14 protein-coding genes are annotated in these 16,213 nt (G+C 59.8%); 5 read left to right on the top strand and 9 right to left on the bottom strand.

The window, feature by feature from the left end; translation table 11 throughout:
- Nucleotides 1-105: 105 nt before the first annotated feature.
- From DHB74_RS12015 to DHB74_RS12025, 3 genes are all read left to right on the top strand, one after another.
- Complete coding sequence (locus tag DHB74_RS12015; protein WP_499161571.1) at nucleotides 106-1,665, top strand: class I adenylate-forming enzyme family protein; 1,560 nt, start codon at nucleotides 106-108, stop codon at nucleotides 1,663-1,665.
- 181 nt (nucleotides 1,666-1,846) lie between these two features.
- Complete coding sequence (locus DHB74_RS12020) at nucleotides 1,847-3,046, top strand: TAXI family TRAP transporter solute-binding subunit (RefSeq protein ID WP_499161572.1); 1,200 nt, start codon at nucleotides 1,847-1,849, stop codon at nucleotides 3,044-3,046.
- Between the two features lie 59 nt (nucleotides 3,047-3,105).
- Nucleotides 3,106-5,031 carry a TRAP transporter permease gene (locus DHB74_RS12025; protein ID WP_499161573.1) on the top strand — a complete coding sequence of 642 codons (1,926 nt, stop codon included), beginning with the start codon at nucleotides 3,106-3,108 and terminating at the stop codon, nucleotides 5,029-5,031.
- 95 nt (nucleotides 5,032-5,126) lie between these two features.
- On the opposite strand, the gene DHB74_RS12030 is transcribed toward DHB74_RS12025, so the two are convergent.
- From DHB74_RS12030 to DHB74_RS12045, 4 genes are all read right to left on the bottom strand, one after another.
- Entirely contained in the window at nucleotides 5,127-5,801 is a 675-nt protein-coding gene (locus DHB74_RS12030) for a TetR/AcrR family transcriptional regulator (RefSeq protein ID WP_036991801.1), read from the bottom strand.
- A gap of 210 nt (nucleotides 5,802-6,011) precedes the next feature.
- Nucleotides 6,012-6,785: an SDR family oxidoreductase gene (locus DHB74_RS12035; protein WP_074778861.1), complete on the bottom strand. Its 774-nt coding sequence runs from the start codon at nucleotides 6,783-6,785 to the stop codon at nucleotides 6,012-6,014.
- A 137-nt stretch (nucleotides 6,786-6,922) separates the two neighbouring features.
- On the bottom strand, nucleotides 6,923-8,179 hold the full coding sequence (locus DHB74_RS12040) for an acyl-CoA dehydrogenase family protein (RefSeq protein ID WP_036991804.1): 1,257 nt from the start codon (nucleotides 8,177-8,179) through the stop codon (nucleotides 6,923-6,925).
- 342 nt (nucleotides 8,180-8,521) lie between these two features.
- Nucleotides 8,522-9,388 carry a YicC/YloC family endoribonuclease gene (locus DHB74_RS12045; RefSeq protein ID WP_280164901.1) on the bottom strand — a complete coding sequence of 289 codons (867 nt, stop codon included), beginning with the start codon at nucleotides 9,386-9,388 and terminating at the stop codon, nucleotides 8,522-8,524.
- A 141-nt stretch (nucleotides 9,389-9,529) separates the two neighbouring features.
- On the opposite strand from DHB74_RS12045, the gene rph reads away from it, so the two are divergent.
- Both rph and DHB74_RS12055 read left to right on the top strand, forming a co-directional pair.
- Nucleotides 9,530-10,249, top strand: a complete 720-nt coding sequence (rph, locus tag DHB74_RS12050; protein WP_074778857.1) for a ribonuclease PH — start codon at nucleotides 9,530-9,532, stop codon at nucleotides 10,247-10,249.
- A gap of 91 nt (nucleotides 10,250-10,340) precedes the next feature.
- Nucleotides 10,341-10,715 (top strand): DUF4870 domain-containing protein, encoded by a 375-nt coding sequence (locus tag DHB74_RS12055; protein WP_499161597.1) that lies wholly within the window; start codon nucleotides 10,341-10,343, stop codon nucleotides 10,713-10,715.
- Nucleotides 10,716-10,838: 123 nt separating this feature from the next.
- Here DHB74_RS12055 and DHB74_RS12060 read toward each other — a convergent pair whose 3' ends face one another.
- From DHB74_RS12060 to DHB74_RS12080, 5 genes are all read right to left on the bottom strand, one after another.
- Nucleotides 10,839-11,792 (bottom strand): ABC transporter substrate-binding protein, encoded by a 954-nt coding sequence (locus tag DHB74_RS12060; RefSeq protein WP_499161574.1) that lies wholly within the window; start codon nucleotides 11,790-11,792, stop codon nucleotides 10,839-10,841.
- 93 nt (nucleotides 11,793-11,885) lie between these two features.
- The gene (locus DHB74_RS12065) at nucleotides 11,886-12,668 is read right to left on the bottom strand and encodes an ABC transporter ATP-binding protein (RefSeq protein ID WP_280164899.1); all 783 of its coding nucleotides are present in this window, start codon (nucleotides 12,666-12,668) and stop codon (nucleotides 11,886-11,888) included.
- Nucleotides 12,668-13,711, bottom strand: coding sequence for a FecCD family ABC transporter permease (locus tag DHB74_RS12070; protein ID WP_499161575.1), 1,044 nt, complete (start codon nucleotides 13,709-13,711; stop codon nucleotides 12,668-12,670). Before DHB74_RS12070 ends, DHB74_RS12065 begins: the two co-directional genes overlap by 1 nt.
- Before the next feature lie 2 nt (nucleotides 13,712-13,713).
- Nucleotides 13,714-14,751, bottom strand: a complete 1,038-nt coding sequence (locus tag DHB74_RS12075) for a FecCD family ABC transporter permease (protein ID WP_499161576.1) — start codon at nucleotides 14,749-14,751, stop codon at nucleotides 13,714-13,716.
- A 288-nt stretch (nucleotides 14,752-15,039) separates the two neighbouring features.
- Nucleotides 15,040-16,194 (bottom strand): cytochrome P450, encoded by a 1,155-nt coding sequence (locus DHB74_RS12080; protein WP_499161577.1) that lies wholly within the window; start codon nucleotides 16,192-16,194, stop codon nucleotides 15,040-15,042.
- Between the last annotated feature and the right edge of the window lie 19 nt (nucleotides 16,195-16,213).

Here is a 16,213-nt window from a genome sequence, read left to right on the forward strand (position 1 = left end):
GGATTCTCCTTGTACTGAGGCTGAACATAGCCTGACATGACGTGGAGTGAATAGATAAGTCGACAACAACAATACTGGTCGCTGTAGCGGTCTGAGGGCTTCACGATGATTCTGACTGACCTGCCTGAACACAACCTGAAGCGCTTTGGCGAATATCCGCTCCTGTATTTCAATGGCCAGGCCTTGAGTAATCGCTATCTTCTGGACACGGCTAATCGCATGGCGGCGGGGCTCCAGGCGCAGGGCGTCAGGCCCGGTGATCGGGTCATTGTCTGCATGGCGAACTCGCCAGAGGTTTTCATTGCCTACCAGGCAGTCATGCGCGCCGGTGCGATTGTGCTGCCGGTGATGCACGTGCTCCACCCCAAGGAAATCAGATTTATCGCGAGCGCGTCCGAGGCTTGCGCGATCATTACCAGTGCCTCGGCGCTGCCCAATGTGCAGCAAGCGGTAGAGGGCCTTGCAGTGCCGCCGCTATTGCTGGTTGCTGGGCTGGATGCGGCGAATGCCGGCTTGGTGAGTGAGCGGACTATGGACCTTCAGACGCTGGTGGAACTGGCGCCAGAGCTGGCCCGGAAGCCCGACCTGCAACCGGACGATACGGCGGTGATTCTGTTTACCTCCGGCACAACAGGCCAGCCCAAAGGCGTCATGCTTACCCACCGTAACCTCTACAGCAATGCCGCTGCGGCGGCGGCTCTGGCTGAACAGTCCGGCGAGCCGGCTGGCGTTACCCTGGGTGTACTGCCCTTGGCGCATATCTATGGCTTTACCACGGCCAATACGTTGTTTCTGCGAGGGGGAACGATTGTCGTGCTGGCGAAGTTCAGTGTCGCCGAAGCCTGTCAGGCGATTCAGGAACACCGGGTCCGCCGCTTCAGCGCCGTACCGGCCATGATTCAGGCGCTGATAGCCGATCCTGCCACGGATAACTACGACCTTTCGAGTCTGGAGATACTGGGGTCCGGCTCCGCTCCCATGCCAGTAGCCTTGATAGCCGCGGTTAAACAGCGGTTTGGTGTCGATGTGTACGAGGGTTACGGCTTGTCCGAGGCCGCTCCGACAGTGTCTGCACATCGTACCGGTGAGCCCCTCAAACCTGGATCGGTGGGGCGCGCTTTCCCGGGCGTCGAGCTACGTATTGCTGATGAGGCCGGGCAGCCACTGCCCGTGGGAGAGATCGGCGAATTACTGGTGCGCGGCGAAAACATCACACCTGGGTACTATCAGAACGAGGCGGCAACCAGAGCTGCGATTCAGAACGGCTGGCTCCATACCGGCGATGTTGGACGCCTTGATAAAGACGGCTATCTCTATATCGTCGACCGCAAGAAGGATCTGATTCTGCGGGGCGGCTTCAATATTTATCCCCGCGATCTGGAGGAGCTGATTATTGCTCATCCAAGCGTGGCGGAAGTAGCGGTGGTGGGCGTGCCGTCGGAACGCATGGGTGAGGAGGTGATCGCCGTGGTTGTACCTGTCCCGGGTGCGATGGTGACCGAAGCCGAATTGCTGGACTACTGCCGCGAGCACTTGGCGAAATATAAAACGCCGTGCGGCATCGTTTTCGTTGAGGCGCTACCTCGCAGCGGTGTGGGCAAAATACTGAAGAAATCCCTGCGTGAACAGATGGCCACAGTGGCGGCGGAGCAAGGCCTGATCTAGGGCTACGCCACGATTACCCGATGACCGAAAGAGCACAAGCTTTGCTTGACCTGATGCCCTTTCGATCTTAGCCTGACAAGTGTCAGCCAGATTGAAAGTGGGGCCGGAGGCCCGCCAAGGACGGTCTGTTCCATACGCTACCCCCTGGGTCGTGAAAATAATAAAACCGGAGAAGATCCACATGAAAACCACGTTTCTCAAAGGTATCCTGAGCTCAGGCATATCGATCGCAGCCGTCCTGGCAATAAGCAGTGTCAGTCTGGCAAATGCGGCGGAATACAAAATGCCGCGCCTGCTGGCGATAGGCACATCCGGTACCTCCAGCGGTAGCTTTGCCTCGACCAATGGCTGGGGCCCGGTTTTTCAGAAAGAGACTGGCTCGAACGTCCGTATCGTCCCGGTGGACAACGAAGCCCAGCGCTACCGGCGGTTGACCGATCGCAGGGATCTGAGCATCAGTTCGGTATCATCTGCGGAAATGCGCTTTCAAATCGAAGGCATTGGAAGCTATGCCAGCATGAAGCCGGTGGCCCAGCGCGTGATCTGGCACCATAACGATACGCCGTGGGGTTTTGTCGTTGCGGGTAGCTCTAACCTGCATACCATGGATGATCTGAAAAAAGGCAAGATCTCCGTCGCGCAGGGCGAATTCTCGCCTCCCATGGTAGTCGCTGTAACGAAAGCACTCCCTGCCTACCTGGACATGACGGATGAAGAGGTATCTGAGAGATTCTCCTACGTGTCTGCGAGCAGCTACGCCCAGAGCTGCCGCTCTGTTGTGGAAGGCCGGGCTGACGTCGCTTATTGCGCGCCCACCAGTTCCATTCTCTCGGAAATGGAAGGCGCCCCCGGAGGAATTCGCTGGCTGCCGATGGACAAGGACAACAAGGAAGCGTGGGACCGGTTCCTGGAGCACCGTACGATGGTTGTGCCTACCACCATCAATCTGGGGGTTTCAACGGCGAGAGGTGTCGATGGTCTGGCGTCCAACTTCCTGTATGCCGTTCCGGCGGATGCTGATGAAGAGTTTGCTTACAACATGGCCAAGTGGCTCCATCAGTCCTTTGACAAGTACAAGAACACGCACCCTTTATCCTCTCGTATGGATCTGGCCGTTTTCCGGGAATACCTGGATCGCTCACCGCTGCCGGTTCATGAAGGCACCATCCGCTACCTGAAAGAAGTTGGCGCCTGGACCGCCGAAGACGACCAGTGGAATCAGGCCGCAATCGAGAAGATGGATCTCTGGAACAAGGCACGCCAGGCGGCGCTGGATGAAGCAAGGGAGCGTCGGATCCCGGCGAGTCATAACAACGAAGAGTTCATGGCAATCATGAACGAGCATACGAAAGGGCTGGAGCATTTCCGCACCCGCCTCTAAGCAGCAGGGCGTGGCCGGGCCACGCCTCACAAAATTCCCTTATCTTCGGAAGAAAACTCATGAAGTCTGATGCCGTCGCTCCTGAAAGTGTTGAGCATAGTTCTGAGGTAACTCGGCTTGGCGACGCGAACTCGTGGCAGAGTATCGTTTTTGTCACACTCTGTGTCTGTGGGCTGCTAGCGGGTATTGCCTATATTTTCGGGCTCACATTTGCCGATCATCGGTTGCTCGAAGGAGAATACTACTGGATCTTTATCGGCCTCTTCGCAGCGGCGGCGTTTATAGCGCTGCCCGGGAAATCCGGCCAGTACAAGGTGCCATTCTATGATTTGATCGCGGCCGTGCTGGTAGTGGGCGTGAGCTTCTACTTTGCCGCCAATGCCTGGGATATGGCTCAGGCAGGGTGGAGCAACCTGTACATGGGCATTGTGGTCTGGTTGCTGATGATGGAGCTTGCCCGGCGCAGCGGCGGAGTGCCTTTCCTGCTGGTGGTCGTGCTCATTGGGCTGTATCCCCTGATTGCGGATTATTTCCCAGGCTTGTTCATGGGCATCCCCTATCAGTTCGAGCACATGATAGAGGCCCATATCTTCCGCACCGAAGGCATGATGGGCATCACCACCAAGATTGTCGCTGAGATTATCCTGGGGTTTCTGGTGTTCGCCGGTATCCTGCTGGCCACGGGCGCGGGCGACTTCTTTATTGACCTGGCCAACGCCAGTTTCGGGCGTTATCGCGGCGGTCCCGCCAAAGTGGCTGTGGTCGCCAGTGCTTTCATGGGAAGTCTCTCCGGTTCTATTTTCTCCAATATCGCCGGGACGGGCTCGATCACCATTCCGACGATGAAGAAGGCCGGATATCCCGCGCATTACGCTGGAGCGATTGAAGCCTGCGCATCGACCGGTGGCGTGGTAATGCCGCCAGTCATGGGGGCGATCGCCTTCGTCATGGCGATCACCATTGGGGTGGATTACGCGGTCATCATGATTGCTGCGATCCTGCCGTCGCTGCTCTTCTACTTCGGCCTGATCTTGCAGGTGGATGCCTACGCCGCCCGCACCGGTATGAAGGGCATGGCCAAAGAGGACATTCCGTCGGCGCGCAAGGTTCTGCTGCGCGGGTGGCCGTTCCTGTTGGTGATGGTATTCCTCATCTGGGGTCTGCTGTATATGCGGTGGGAATACTATACGCCCTGGTATGCCTGCATCCTGATGATTGGCCTGTCCTTCCTGCGTAAAGAGACACGCCTGACGCCAAAGCGGCTATACAGTGCGATACGGCAGATTGGCGTATTGATCACCCAGACTGCCGCGATCATCTTGCCCATTGCCTTTGTCGTCAGTGCCTTGACCATTACGGGCGTGACCGGGTCACTGACCTCCGGTCTGGTGGGGCTCGGTGGCGATAACGTTTTCCTGGTCATTCTCTTCGGTATCGCGGCCTGTTTCATCATGGGCATGGCCGGCCTCGCCATCGTCGCCTATATCTTCCTGGCGGTGACACTGGCTCCAGCGATCATTGAAGTTGGCGGGCTGAATACCATCGCCGTGCATTTCTTCATCGTGTACTACGCAATGCTGTCGGTGATCACACCGCCTGTCGGCGCTGCGGCGTTCCTGGCTGGCACCATGGCTGGGGCGAAGCCGATGAAAACCTCGTTCACAGCCATGCGTCTCGGAGTGGTTATCTACTTTATCCCGTTGTTCTTCCTGTTCCAGCCTGCGCTGGTACTGCAGGGAGACCTGACGCCGTTGTTGTACGTTCTGCCATCAATCATCGCCGGTATCATGCTGATTTCTGGTGGTCTTGAGGGTTACTTGCTGGGTGCGGGTCTGGTGAAACCGTGGCAGCGGTTGCCGCTGATTGTCGCCGGCTTTGTCTTCAGCTTCCCGGGAGTGATAACGACTATTGTCGGCGGCCTGGCATCGGCCCTGCTGGTAGCGATCATTTGGCGCCAGAATCGGCTGAGCCCGAGTCTGGCCTGACCGGCGTATCTGGCCAGGCAATCCGGAGGCAGAGATTCTTGATGGCTCCGGATTGCGGCCAGCTTACGCTGGCTGAACCGGTAGGAGGGGCTTGGCTAGCGCTGGTGTTCGGAGAGTTTTTCGATCATGGCAGTGACACCTGCCGCAATCGTGTCAACGATGACGTCGTCGTCAATGTCCTGATGCAACCAGTCGCGCAGGGGACCGAAGCCGGCAAGGTACATGATCAGGTTGGCAATGATGTCGGCTCTTGGGTCATTCTCCGCAAGATCCGCTCGTTCCCGCAGCTCCATCGCCATTTCCTGAATCACGAGTTGGTCACGGGCGCGCATGGCAGCGCGGTCGTCCTTCTGCAAATGAGGAACCGCACGGTAAGCGAGTATCGTACCCTTGCGTTTTGTCGTCCAGGATTCACGCAGATACAGGCGCAGGCAGTCCTCCAGCGAGGCCTCGGGGTCCTGTTTCAGTAGTTCATGCAGATTGGGCACCCCGGACCGAAACCAGAGCTTGTTCAGTAGGCGCCGAAGGATGTCGTTCTTGTTGGCGATGTAGTCATAGATGCTCGCCTGGTTGACGCCCGAGAGCGCGCAAATATCACGGATCGTTGTTGAGGCAAATCCCTTCTGCAAAAAGAGTTCAAGCGCCGCGTCGCATATCTGGTCCCGACGTTGTTCGGCAAGGGATGAGTCCTGAATACCTACGAGTCTGGCTTCGAACAGCGGATCCGGAGCATGTTCCGCTGACCCCGAACTGTTTTTATTATCGGACATTATTTAATCCATTACGGAAAGGTTCTGATACGTATCAGTATTGCGCTGCAGCGGTGGGGGACTGACAGGCAATAATGACAATCCTGATGCCTGTCAGTTTATCCGTCATGTTGGGCATGTGCCAGCGACGTTCGGCACAGACTTTGCCCACAACTTTGGAGAAATGGCCGCTAATGCCGCGCTACCCGTTTTTGACGGGCGCGCTGTCCGTTAGTCTTTCGACGGAGCGTAACGGCGGTTGAGTTTACGCATTCCGCCAATCCAGCGGTCGTAGTTCTCCACCTTGTTACGCATGTAACCAAGTACCTCTGGGTGGGGCAGGATCAGGAAGGTCTCTTCTTCGATTGCCTTGAGGCAGGCTTCTGCCACCGGTTCAGGCTCGAGCAGGCCGTCGATGCTGGCAACGCTGTCTTCTTTACCTTGGGTCATTGCGGTTCGCACAGCCTGGGGGCACAGCACAGAGACCTTGATCCCATCGTCACCATAGGTGAGCGCCAGCCATTCGGCGAAACCAACCGCGGCATGCTTGGTTACTGCGTAGGGAGCGGAGCCGACCTGCGAAAGCAGGCCCGCGGCGGAAGCCGTATTGAGCAAATAACCGCCGCCGCGTGCTTTCATGCGGGGCGCGAGATGTCGTGCGGCATAGATATGGGACATGACGTTGATGTCCCAAATACGCTGCCAATCATCGTCGGGAACTTCCGGACCGCCCCGCAGCAGAATGCCGGCGTTGGAGCAGAACAGGTCGATAGGACCTTCCTGCGTCTCGACGTCATCAATCAGTGCCTTTATCTCCTGCTCGGAGGCGACGTTGACCTGCCGGGCTATGCCGTCAACGGCTTCGGCGGTAGCGGCTGCCCCCGCACCATCAATATCTGCACAAATGATGCGCTTGGCTCCGGCCTCGTGGAAACGCAGAGCCAGGGCCCGGCCAATACCACCAGCCGCGCCGGTAACGACGACAATACGACCTCTTATATCCATGGTTGATAATCCTGTTATTTGATTTGTTTGTCGAAATGGATTGGCCGCTGAAGCGAGCCTTGTCCGCCTGTCCGGCGTGCTCGCAACAGGCGGTGTGCTATCTGGCTGATCGGCGGCCGCTCCGATTCTTCTCGGAATTAGCCGAGATTTTCGACGCGTTTCACCTCAGCCCGTGCAACAACATTATGATGCACCTCGTCTGGTCCATCGGCCAGCCGCAGGGTGCGCTGCTTCATATACATTTCGGTCAGTGGTGACCACTGGCTAACGCCTGTTGCGCCGTGAATCTGAATGGCCTCGTCGATGATCTTGCAGCATTTCTCCGGGACCATCGCCTTGGCCATGGAGACCCAGATACGGGCTTCTTTGTTGCCCAGCACATCCATGGCTTTTGCTGCCTTCAGGACCATAAGACGCATCGCCTCGATCTCGATTCTGGCCCGGGAAACGGTCTCCATGTTCTTGCCGAGATCGATAATGCGTTTGCCGAAAGCCTCGCGCGAGATACCGCGTTCCAGAGTCAGGTCCAGCGCCTTTTCGGCGGCACCGATGGAGCGCATGCAGTGGTGGATGCGACCTGGCCCCAGGCGGACCTGAGATATCTCGAAACCCCGGCCCTCACCCCACAGAATGTTCTCTTTGGGCACCCTGACATTGTCTAGTTTGATGTGCATATGGCCGTGGGGAGCGTCGTCATGGCCGAACACGTTCATAGGCCCCAGTATCTGGACGCCAGGGGTATCCATGGGCACCAGGATCTGCGACTGTTGCCGGAACGCCTCTGCGTCTGGGCTGGTCTTGACCATGCAGATCATTATCTTGCAGCGCGGATCGCCTGCCCCGGAAATATAGTACTTGTCGCCATTGATGACCCACTCATCGCCCTCTAATACAGCGGTGGTGCCAATATTGCGCGCATCGGACGATGCTACATCCGGCTCGGTCATCGCAAAGCAGGAACGGATCTCGCCAGCCAGTAGCGGCTTCAGCCATTTTTCCTTTTGCTCCGGGGTCCCGACCCGCTCCAGGACTTCCATATTGCCGGTATCGGGCGCAGAGCAGTTCAACGTCTGGGAAGCCAGAGGGTTCTTACCCAGCTCGAACGCGATATAGGCATAGTCGAGGTTGGATAGCCCTTCACCGGTTTCCGCATTAGGCAGAAAGAAATTCCAGAGCCCGGCGGCCTTTGCCTTGGCCTTGGCACCTTCGATCAACTCCAACTGTCCCGGCACATAACTGAAACGATCTGCCCGACCTTCGCCCAGCCGATCGTATTCTTCCAGTATCGGATCCACGTTCTCGCGCACATGCTTGATTACAGCTTCAAGCAGCGGCTTGGCCTTCTCTGATATGGCGAGGTTATTGAGGTCATCACGGTTATTGTCATTATTCACGTGCAGTTCTCCTTGGGATATCGGTAGCACGGCTTTGGTTCGGGGCCGATGGGAATCGACTCATTCAGATATGGTTCCGCCGGCAATGGGAGGGGGTACAGGTTTAGCCGGAGAGAAGAGCTCATCTTGCTTTCCTGACAGCTGTCAGCTTCACGCTACGATTGATGCCGGGGAGGTGTCAAGGCAGGTGGCTATAAGGAAGGGAGCTGGCCTGGAGAAGTTTCAGGAAAGGGAAGGGGGTGATCGGAGCAAACGTCGGCCTGGCCTGGTGTTGCGGGGTCATTACCAGGATGTATCTAGTGATATCACCCTTTTCGAGGGCATCAGGTCAGGCCGCTTGGCTCACTCGATATTCTGAACCTGCTCTCTCATCTGCTCGATATACACCTTCAGATCCACCGCTGCCTGGGTGCTGCGGGCGTCGATGGCCTTGGAGCCCAGGGTGTTGGCTTCGCGGTTGAATTCCTGCATCAGGAAGTCCAGGCGGCGGCCGATGGCGGCCTTGCTGTCGAGTACATGGCGGGTTTCGTTGATGTGGGTGTCGATGCGGTCGAGCTCTTCGGCGACGTCGATCTTCTGCGCCAGTATCACCAGCTCCTGTTCGATGCGGGTGCTGTCCAATTCCAGCTTGGCTTCATTGAAGCGATCGATCAGCTTCTGGCGGTGGGCGGCGAGTAGGGTGGGCATCATCTCGCGTAGGGTAATGACCCGTTCGGCCATGCTGTCGAGGCGGCTTTCGATCAGCTCGCGCAGTTCGGCGCCTTCGCGGGCGCGGTGCGCTTTGAGTTCTTCCAGCGCCTGATTGAACAACTGGTCGGCCTGCGCCTTGAGGTCTACCTGGTCACGGCCCTCGCCACCGAGCACGCCTGGCCAGGACAGCAGTTCCAGCGGGTTGATGGGCGCCGGATTGTCCAGTTGCTTGCCGATGCGCCCGGCAGCCTCGATCAGTTGATCAAGCAGGGGCTGGTTGAGGCTCAGGTCGGGTGCGGCGTCTGTGGCCGGGTTGAAGCGCAGGGTGCATTCCACTTTGCCGCGGGCGATGTGTTTGCGCAGGCGTTCGCGCAGCGGGCCTTCCAGATCGCGAAAGGCGTCGGGCAGGCGCAGGGTGGATTCCAGGTAGCGATGATTCACCGAACGCAACTCCCAGGCCAGATTCCCCTGATCGGTGCTGAGTTCGCTGCGGGCGAAGGCCGTCATGCTGAATACCATGGGTCCACTCCAATTTGTCTATTTATTGCTCGGCGGCGGGCATTGTACTCCGCCAGTCGGCTCGGGGGTACAGGCTGCTGTTGTACCGCCGGGCAGGCTCCGTATAATCGCCGCTCACACATGCAGTAAGGAATTGAACAGATGATACGACCCAGCGGCCGCGCGGCAGACCAGATGCGTCAGGTAACCCTGACCCGCCATTACACCAAGCATGCCGAAGGTTCGGTGCTGGTTGAGTTCGGCGATACCAAGGTGATCTGTACGGCCAGCGTGGAAGGCGGCGTGCCGCGTTTTCTGCGCGGCACCGGCCAGGGGTGGATCACTGCTGAATACGGCATGTTGCCGCGAGCGACCGGTGAGCGCATGCAACGGGAGGCGAGCAAGGGCAAACAGGGTGGGCGGACCCTGGAGATCCAGCGGCTGATAGGACGTTCGCTGCGCGCGGCGGTGGATTTGAAGGCGCTGGGTGAAAACACCATTTATATCGATTGTGACGTGATCCAGGCCGACGGTGGCACCCGCACTGCGTCCATTACCGGAGCCTGCGTGGCGCTGGTCGATGCGCTGCGGTCAATGAAGCAGCGTGGCGCAATCAAGAAGGTACCTTCGGTGCAGATGATCGCGGCGATTTCGGTGGGTATCTACCAGGGCTCGCCGGTACTGGATCTGGACTACCCGGAAGATTCCGCAGCCGATACCGATCTGAACGTGGTCATGACCGATAAAGGCGGCTTTATCGAGGTGCAGGGTACTGCCGAGGCGGCGCCGTTCACGCCCCAGGAGCTGACTGCCATGCTGGAGCTGGCCACCGCGGGCATCAACGAGCTCTTCGCGGCGCAGCTGGCAGCGTTGGCGGACTGATTCTTGACCGGCGTTAAGACAGTCTTGTGGTGTTCGACTATCCTGACGCTAAGCATGATACCCATCAATACTATGAGGAGCCGCGAGCATGATTGATGATGAGTCGCGCATCGAGACGCTGGAACCGGATAAGGATGCTCGCCTGTGGGCGATGATTGCGCATCTGGCCGGATTTCTCGGTTATTTCCTTCCGGTAATCGGCAGCCTGATCGGCCCGCTGATCATCTGGCAGATGAAGAAGGAGCTGCATCCCTTTGTCGATGACCAGGGCAAGGAGGCGCTCAATTTCCAGATCACCGTCGCCATCGCGGTGCTGGTCTGCCTGCTGCTGATGATCGTGGCGATTGGCTTTCTGCTGATCTGGGTGGTGGGGATCGGTGCGATCGTGCTGATGATCATCGCCGCGATCAAGGCCAACGAAGGTACGGCCTATCGTTATCCGTTCTGCCTGCGCTTGATCAAGTAGGGCACGGCCGGCCACCGCCCGGTGGTCGGCTTTTCCAGTGTTATCCGATTCCCTCGATTCTTGCGGCGCTTGCTGATCGCGCCGGCCCGATCTTGCTGAACGAGCCGGGCGTGGCAGGGTGGATCAGGGGGTAGCGGCGACCGCGGTGGCGTTCGCTTCGCTGTCCAGCACCATGGTTTCAATATCCTCGATCACCTGCAACGCAGCCAGCGGGCCGCCGGTGGAGGTCCACACGGAACCGTCGACGGCACTGTACTGATTGGCCTTGACCGCTTCCATCTGTAGGAACATGGGGGTTTGCTCCGCCTGACGCATGGCGTCTACCGCATCGCCAGTGGTGGCCAGGGTGCCGACGACCAGCCAATCCGCGTCCAGCATAGCCAGTGATTCCAGGCTCAGCGACATGGAGTGGGTGGTGCCCGGTTCCTGCTGATGAGCCGGGCGCACCAGGCCCAGGTCATGGGCAACGGTACTAGCGAAGGAATCCTTGAGCATGTAGGCCGGCCCCTTGGGGTTCCAGCGTGTAATGCTGATCGTTTCGTCCTGATGCTCGCTGAGCTTGTCACGGCCTGCGGCGGCGCGCGCCTTGTAGCGTTCTAACAGTTGTTGGCCTTCGGCTTCGCGGTTGAGGATATTGGCGACGCGCAGCGTGGCGTCCATCCAGTATTCGCCCAGCGCATAGGACACGGCGGTCGGTGCGATTTCATTGAGAATCGCCAGCTGCTCGGGTTTCTGCGGGCCGGTGAGGATCAGGTCCGGCTGCAGCTCCAGCAGGGCTTCCAGGTTGGGATCGTTGAGGAGGCCGACCGAGCGGGTCTGCGCCGGTACCTTGCCTTCCAGATAGCGTGGTGGCGACGCCTGGCCACGGCCATCGGTGGTGCCCACCGGGGTGATACCCAGAGCCAGCGCGGTATCCAGATCCAGTTCACTGAGGGTCACGATACGCTTGGGCTCGGCGGGGACCGTTAATTGGTTGCCCTGGGCGTCTTCGACCTGACGGGTCTCGGCCAAGGCACCGACGCTGGCCAGCCCGGCCAGCAGCAGCGCCAGGGCGCTGCGATAGATTGATGTGGTCATGGGAATGTCCTGTGACGGGGAAAGTGAGGGGATGATATCACTTGTTGATATTAATAACGATTCTCATTAAAGGGTCAAATTGTCTCACCCACGTCAGGACGTCCGCCGACGCGGTACGATCACCGGCGCACCGTCATCCGGCGCGGCGAGAATATCCACATTGGTGTTGTACAGCCGATCCACCAATGCCTTTGTGATGACCTCCCGCGCAGGACCCATGGCGGCGACCCGCCCTTCATCAAGGGCGATCAGCTCATCGCAGTAGCGCGCCGCCATGCCCAGGTCATGGATCACGATCAGTACCGTGCGGTTCTCGGTGGTGATGTGGCGGATCGACTCCATCACTTCGGTCTGCAGGCCGATATCCAGCGCGCTGGTGGGCTCGTCCAGCAGGATCAGGTTGGTATTCTGCGCCAGGATCATGCCCAGCCAGGCGCGCTGGGCCTGGCCGCCGGACAGGGAAGAGGCAATGCGCTGCCACAAAGGCTCCAGCTGCATGATGTCCCGGGCGCGGGCCACCTGCCGGGCATCCTCTGCGCTCCATTGGTTGAACCACCCCTGATGCGGGTGGCGACCGTACTGCACCAGTTGCTCTACCCGTATACCCTCGGCCATTACCGGCCGCTGGGGCAGGAATGCCAGTTGCCGGGCCAGTGCCTTGGTGGAGAAACTGGCCAGCGCCTGGCCCTGGATATCCACCTCGCCTTGCTGCAGCGGCAGTTGTCCCGCCAGCAATTTGAGCAGGGTGGATTTGCCACTGCCATTTGGCCCGACGATGCCAATCAGCTTGCCCCGGGGCAGGCTGAAAGATACATCGTGCAGAACCGGTTTCTGGTGATAGCCAAATTGCAGATTGCGTACTTGCAGAACTGTCATCAGTCGGACCACTGTCTGTCTTTGATCAGGAGGAAGAGCAGCAGGAAGCCGCCCAGGATGCGGGTCATGATGCCGGTCGGGATTTCATTGGGCTGGGCCAGCACCCGTACCAGAATGTCGCTGCCCATGAGCATTACGGCGCCGCACAGCGCCGCCAGCCAGATCGGCGCCAGATTATCGCGGGTAAGCCAGGAGGCCAGGATGGGCGCGGCCATCGCCACGAAGATTACCGGCCCGCCGATCGCGGTGCCCAGCGAGGCCACCAGGATCGCCAGCCCGAGTATGCCCAGCTGTACCAGCGGCACGTTCACGCCCAGATTACGCGCCGTGGCGTCGCCGAAGCGCAGCAGCGCCAGCGGTCGGTTGATCAGTGCCATGAGCGGGCACAGCGCCAGCAGAATCAGGGTGATGGGCTGGGTGGTCTGGTAGCTGACATGGGCGAAGTGCCCCATGGTCCATAGATAGACGCTGCCCAGGTGAGTCAGGGGCTGGGTGGACATAGCGAACTGGCCGATGGCATTGAACAGCTCGGAAATCGCGATGCCAATGATGATGAACAGATAGCCCTGCTCCCCCGGCCGACGGCACAGTACGAACAGCGCCACCGCGGCCAATGCCGCACCCAGCGGCGATGCCCACCAAGGCCAGCTGCCCAGGGTGAGATAGAGAGCGAATACGATGACTGCCAGCGAAGCGCCCTCGTTGACCCCAACCATGTCCGGGGTCGCCAGCCGGTTGCGCACCAGCGTCTGGATCAGGCAGCCGGCCATACCCATCGCCAGCCCGGCCACTACCACCCCGGTGACCCGTGGCAGGCGGATCTTGTACACCATGATCTCATGCAGCTTGCTGCCCTGACCGCTCAGGGTGGCAATGACCTCGCGCATGCTCATGTCCGCCGAGCCGATACTCACCGACAGGACGAATAACAACAGCAGGGTGACCAGCATCAGCAAGGTCATCAGCCAGGTGCGGCGGTGCAGCAGCACGGTGGCCTTGCCCAGCTGCAGACGCCATACGCCGGAAGGGATGCTCGTGTTCATCGTCACCTCACCGTCAACAGCGAGCGGAAACCGCCGCGTAACACAATGGCGATCAGCACCGGCGCGCCGATCACCGCCAACAGCGTACCCACCGGCATCTCGAAGGGCTGGATCACCCAGCGCGCCAGGATGTCGGCGGCCAGCAGGAACAACATGCCGAACAGGGCGGAAAAAACCATCTGGGTGATCAGTTTCACCGGTTCCAGCAGGCGCGCGCAGTAGGCCGCCAGAAAGCCAACGAAGCCGATCGGGCCGGCCAGGGAAATAGCGCAGGCGGTGAACAGAGTGGACGCCACCAGCACGCCGATGCGCACCCGGGTGGTATGGATGCCCAGCGCCTTGGCCTGCGAGTCGCCCATTTGCATCAAGGTCAGTTGCCGACAGAGCATGGCCGCCAGACCCAGTGCGACGAGGACAGCGGGGGTGATGACGCGCACTGCATCCAGCTCCGAGGCGGATAGCGAGCCCAGGTTCCAGAAACGGAACTGCTCCAGCGCCGTCTGGTTGGCCAGCAGCAGATAGTTCGATAGCCCGCCGAAGACCGCGCTGAGCGCCACTCCGGCGAGGATCAGTTTCAGTGGGCTGGCCTGCCCCAGCATCAAGCCGATGCCCAACACCACCAGGTTGCCGAGCAGTGCGCCAGCGCTTGACCACACCAGATAGCCCTGGGTCGATTCGACTCCGAAATAGATCAGCCCGATCACCAGCCCCATGACCGCTCCGGCGTTGACCCCCAACAGACCCGGCTCGGCCAGGGGATTGCGCGTGGCACTCTGCAGCAGGCTGGCTGCTACCGCCAGGCTACCCCCCACCAACAGTGCGGCCAGGGTACGCGGCATGCGCAGGGTATGGATAATCATTGCCAGTTTGTCATCGGCGAGCAGGGCGGCGTCGCCACGGAAATAGCCGAGTACCTGCGCGGCACCATACACGCCCGCGCCGGTGGCCATGGACAGCATGAGCAGAGCGGTGAGTAGGGCGGCACCGGTTGCCAGCAGCGCCCACTGGTGTGTGGGCAGATTGATTGCAGTTTTTACCATTGTCCTGATCGATGCATTCTCAACCACACCGGCAAGGCTGCTGCGGCCCGTTCATGGATGGATAGTGACGCGGTCTGACGGTGCCTGGCTGCTGCACTGAAAGAGAGTGAGGTCCACGGGGGCTGCGGCAAGAGTCGATGACTCGTTGCTGCCAATGGTGAGGTTTTTATGATAATGGGAAGTAATATCAATCGCATCATACGCCTATGCATAGCGGCTGTCGCCCCTTTGAAGGCGCTGCCCGGGCGGCAATCTGTCGCGCCCGGCATCGGATCAGGAGGAGTGGGGTCAGCGCAGGCGCAGCGGCAGGCGGGTGTAACCGCTCGAAGGGTAGGTCGCCAGCACCGCGGATTGCCCGGCGACCAGGCTGAGTTCACGGCTGTGCTGTAACAGGCTGCGCATGATGATGACCAGCTCCATGCGGGCCAGCGGCGCGCCGGGGCACACATGTATTCCTGCGCCGTACAGCAGGTTCAGCGACGGGTCGCGGTCCAGGGAAAAGCGTTCTGGCTGGGTGAACACGGCAGGGTCACGATTGGCGGCGATCCAATTGATGGCGATAGCTTGCCCTGCCTCGATGTGTTGGCCGTCAAACTCAACCGGACAAGTGGTGCGCCGGCGGTTATCGACCAGCGGGCCGTGCAGGCGCAGGATCTCATCGTTGGCCTGCCACAATAGTTCGGGGTTGTCGCGCAGTTGCTGCTGGACCTCGGGATGCACAGCCAGAAACTGCGCCAGGATACCGACCGAGGCGGCGATGGTACCGACTTCGCCGACCGTCCAGTTGCGCAGGATGCTGACAATTGCCTGATCGCTCAGCGGCCGGCCATCGATCTGCTCCTGCATCAGCGCGGTGGTGACATCGTCATCGGCTTCGCTGCCAGCCTGGCGGCGCATCCTCAGCAGATCCGCGATCAGCGCATCGAACTCCTGCGCCAGTTCTTCCAGTGCCGCACGGTCACGAGCCAGGGTGGCCCGGGCGTTGCGGGTAGCCCAACTGAGCAGCGGGTCCTGCAGGTTCAGCGGCCAGCCCATGAAGGCGCACTGAATGCGCAGGGCGAAGGGCTGGGCGAAATCAGCCATCACCTCGATGTGGTCCTGGTGCAGGACGCTGGTCGCCAGGTCCTCGGCGATTGCCCGGCAAATGGGCTCGAACTCGGCCATGCGCTCGGCATTGAAGTAGGGCTCGATGATTTTCCGATAGGCTGTATGTTCCGGCGGGTCCATGCCGTTGGGTACGGACACGTGACGCGATACCCGGTTGCTGAAGCTGACATGATCGAGCAGAACGCGGCTGACATCGGCATGGCGAAACAGGCTCCAGCCCGCATAGTCGCTGTGAGCGACGGGGCAGCGCTCGCGCATGGCGTCATAGGCGGCGCGCTGGTCACGCAGAACGCTATCGGACCGGGGGGCCCAATCCTGCTTCAACGATTCGGACATATGACAATTCCTGTGAAAC

Origin of the sequence: Pseudomonas sp. G11-1 (genome assembly GCF_024031555.1) — a bacterium.
Classification (GTDB): Bacteria; Pseudomonadota; Gammaproteobacteria; order Pseudomonadales; family Pseudomonadaceae; genus Halopseudomonas; species Halopseudomonas bauzanensis.

Coding starts and splice junctions, on each gene's coding strand:
- DHB74_RS12015 (WP_499161571.1), top strand. CDS start 106: ATGATTCTGACTGACCTGCCTGAACACAACCTGAAGCGCTTTGGCGAA.
- DHB74_RS12020 (WP_499161572.1), top strand. CDS start 1,847: ATGAAAACCACGTTTCTCAAAGGTATCCTGAGCTCAGGCATATCGATC.
- DHB74_RS12025 (WP_499161573.1), top strand. CDS start 3,106: ATGAAGTCTGATGCCGTCGCTCCTGAAAGTGTTGAGCATAGTTCTGAG.
- DHB74_RS12030 (WP_036991801.1), bottom strand. CDS start 5,801: ATGTCCGATAATAAAAACAGTTCGGGGTCAGCGGAACATGCTCCGGAT.
- DHB74_RS12035 (WP_074778861.1), bottom strand. CDS start 6,785: ATGGATATAAGAGGTCGTATTGTCGTCGTTACCGGCGCGGCTGGTGGT.
- DHB74_RS12045 (WP_280164901.1), bottom strand. CDS start 9,388: ATGGTATTCAGCATGACGGCCTTCGCCCGCAGCGAACTCAGCACCGAT.
- rph (WP_074778857.1), top strand. CDS start 9,530: ATGATACGACCCAGCGGCCGCGCGGCAGACCAGATGCGTCAGGTAACC.
- DHB74_RS12060 (WP_499161574.1), bottom strand. CDS start 11,792: ATGACCACATCAATCTATCGCAGCGCCCTGGCGCTGCTGCTGGCCGGG.
- DHB74_RS12065 (WP_280164899.1), bottom strand. CDS start 12,668: ATGACAGTTCTGCAAGTACGCAATCTGCAATTTGGCTATCACCAGAAA.
- DHB74_RS12070 (WP_499161575.1), bottom strand. CDS start 13,711: ATGAACACGAGCATCCCTTCCGGCGTATGGCGTCTGCAGCTGGGCAAG.
- DHB74_RS12075 (WP_499161576.1), bottom strand. CDS start 14,751: ATGGTAAAAACTGCAATCAATCTGCCCACACACCAGTGGGCGCTGCTG.
- DHB74_RS12080 (WP_499161577.1), bottom strand. CDS start 16,194: ATGTCCGAATCGTTGAAGCAGGATTGGGCCCCCCGGTCCGATAGCGTT.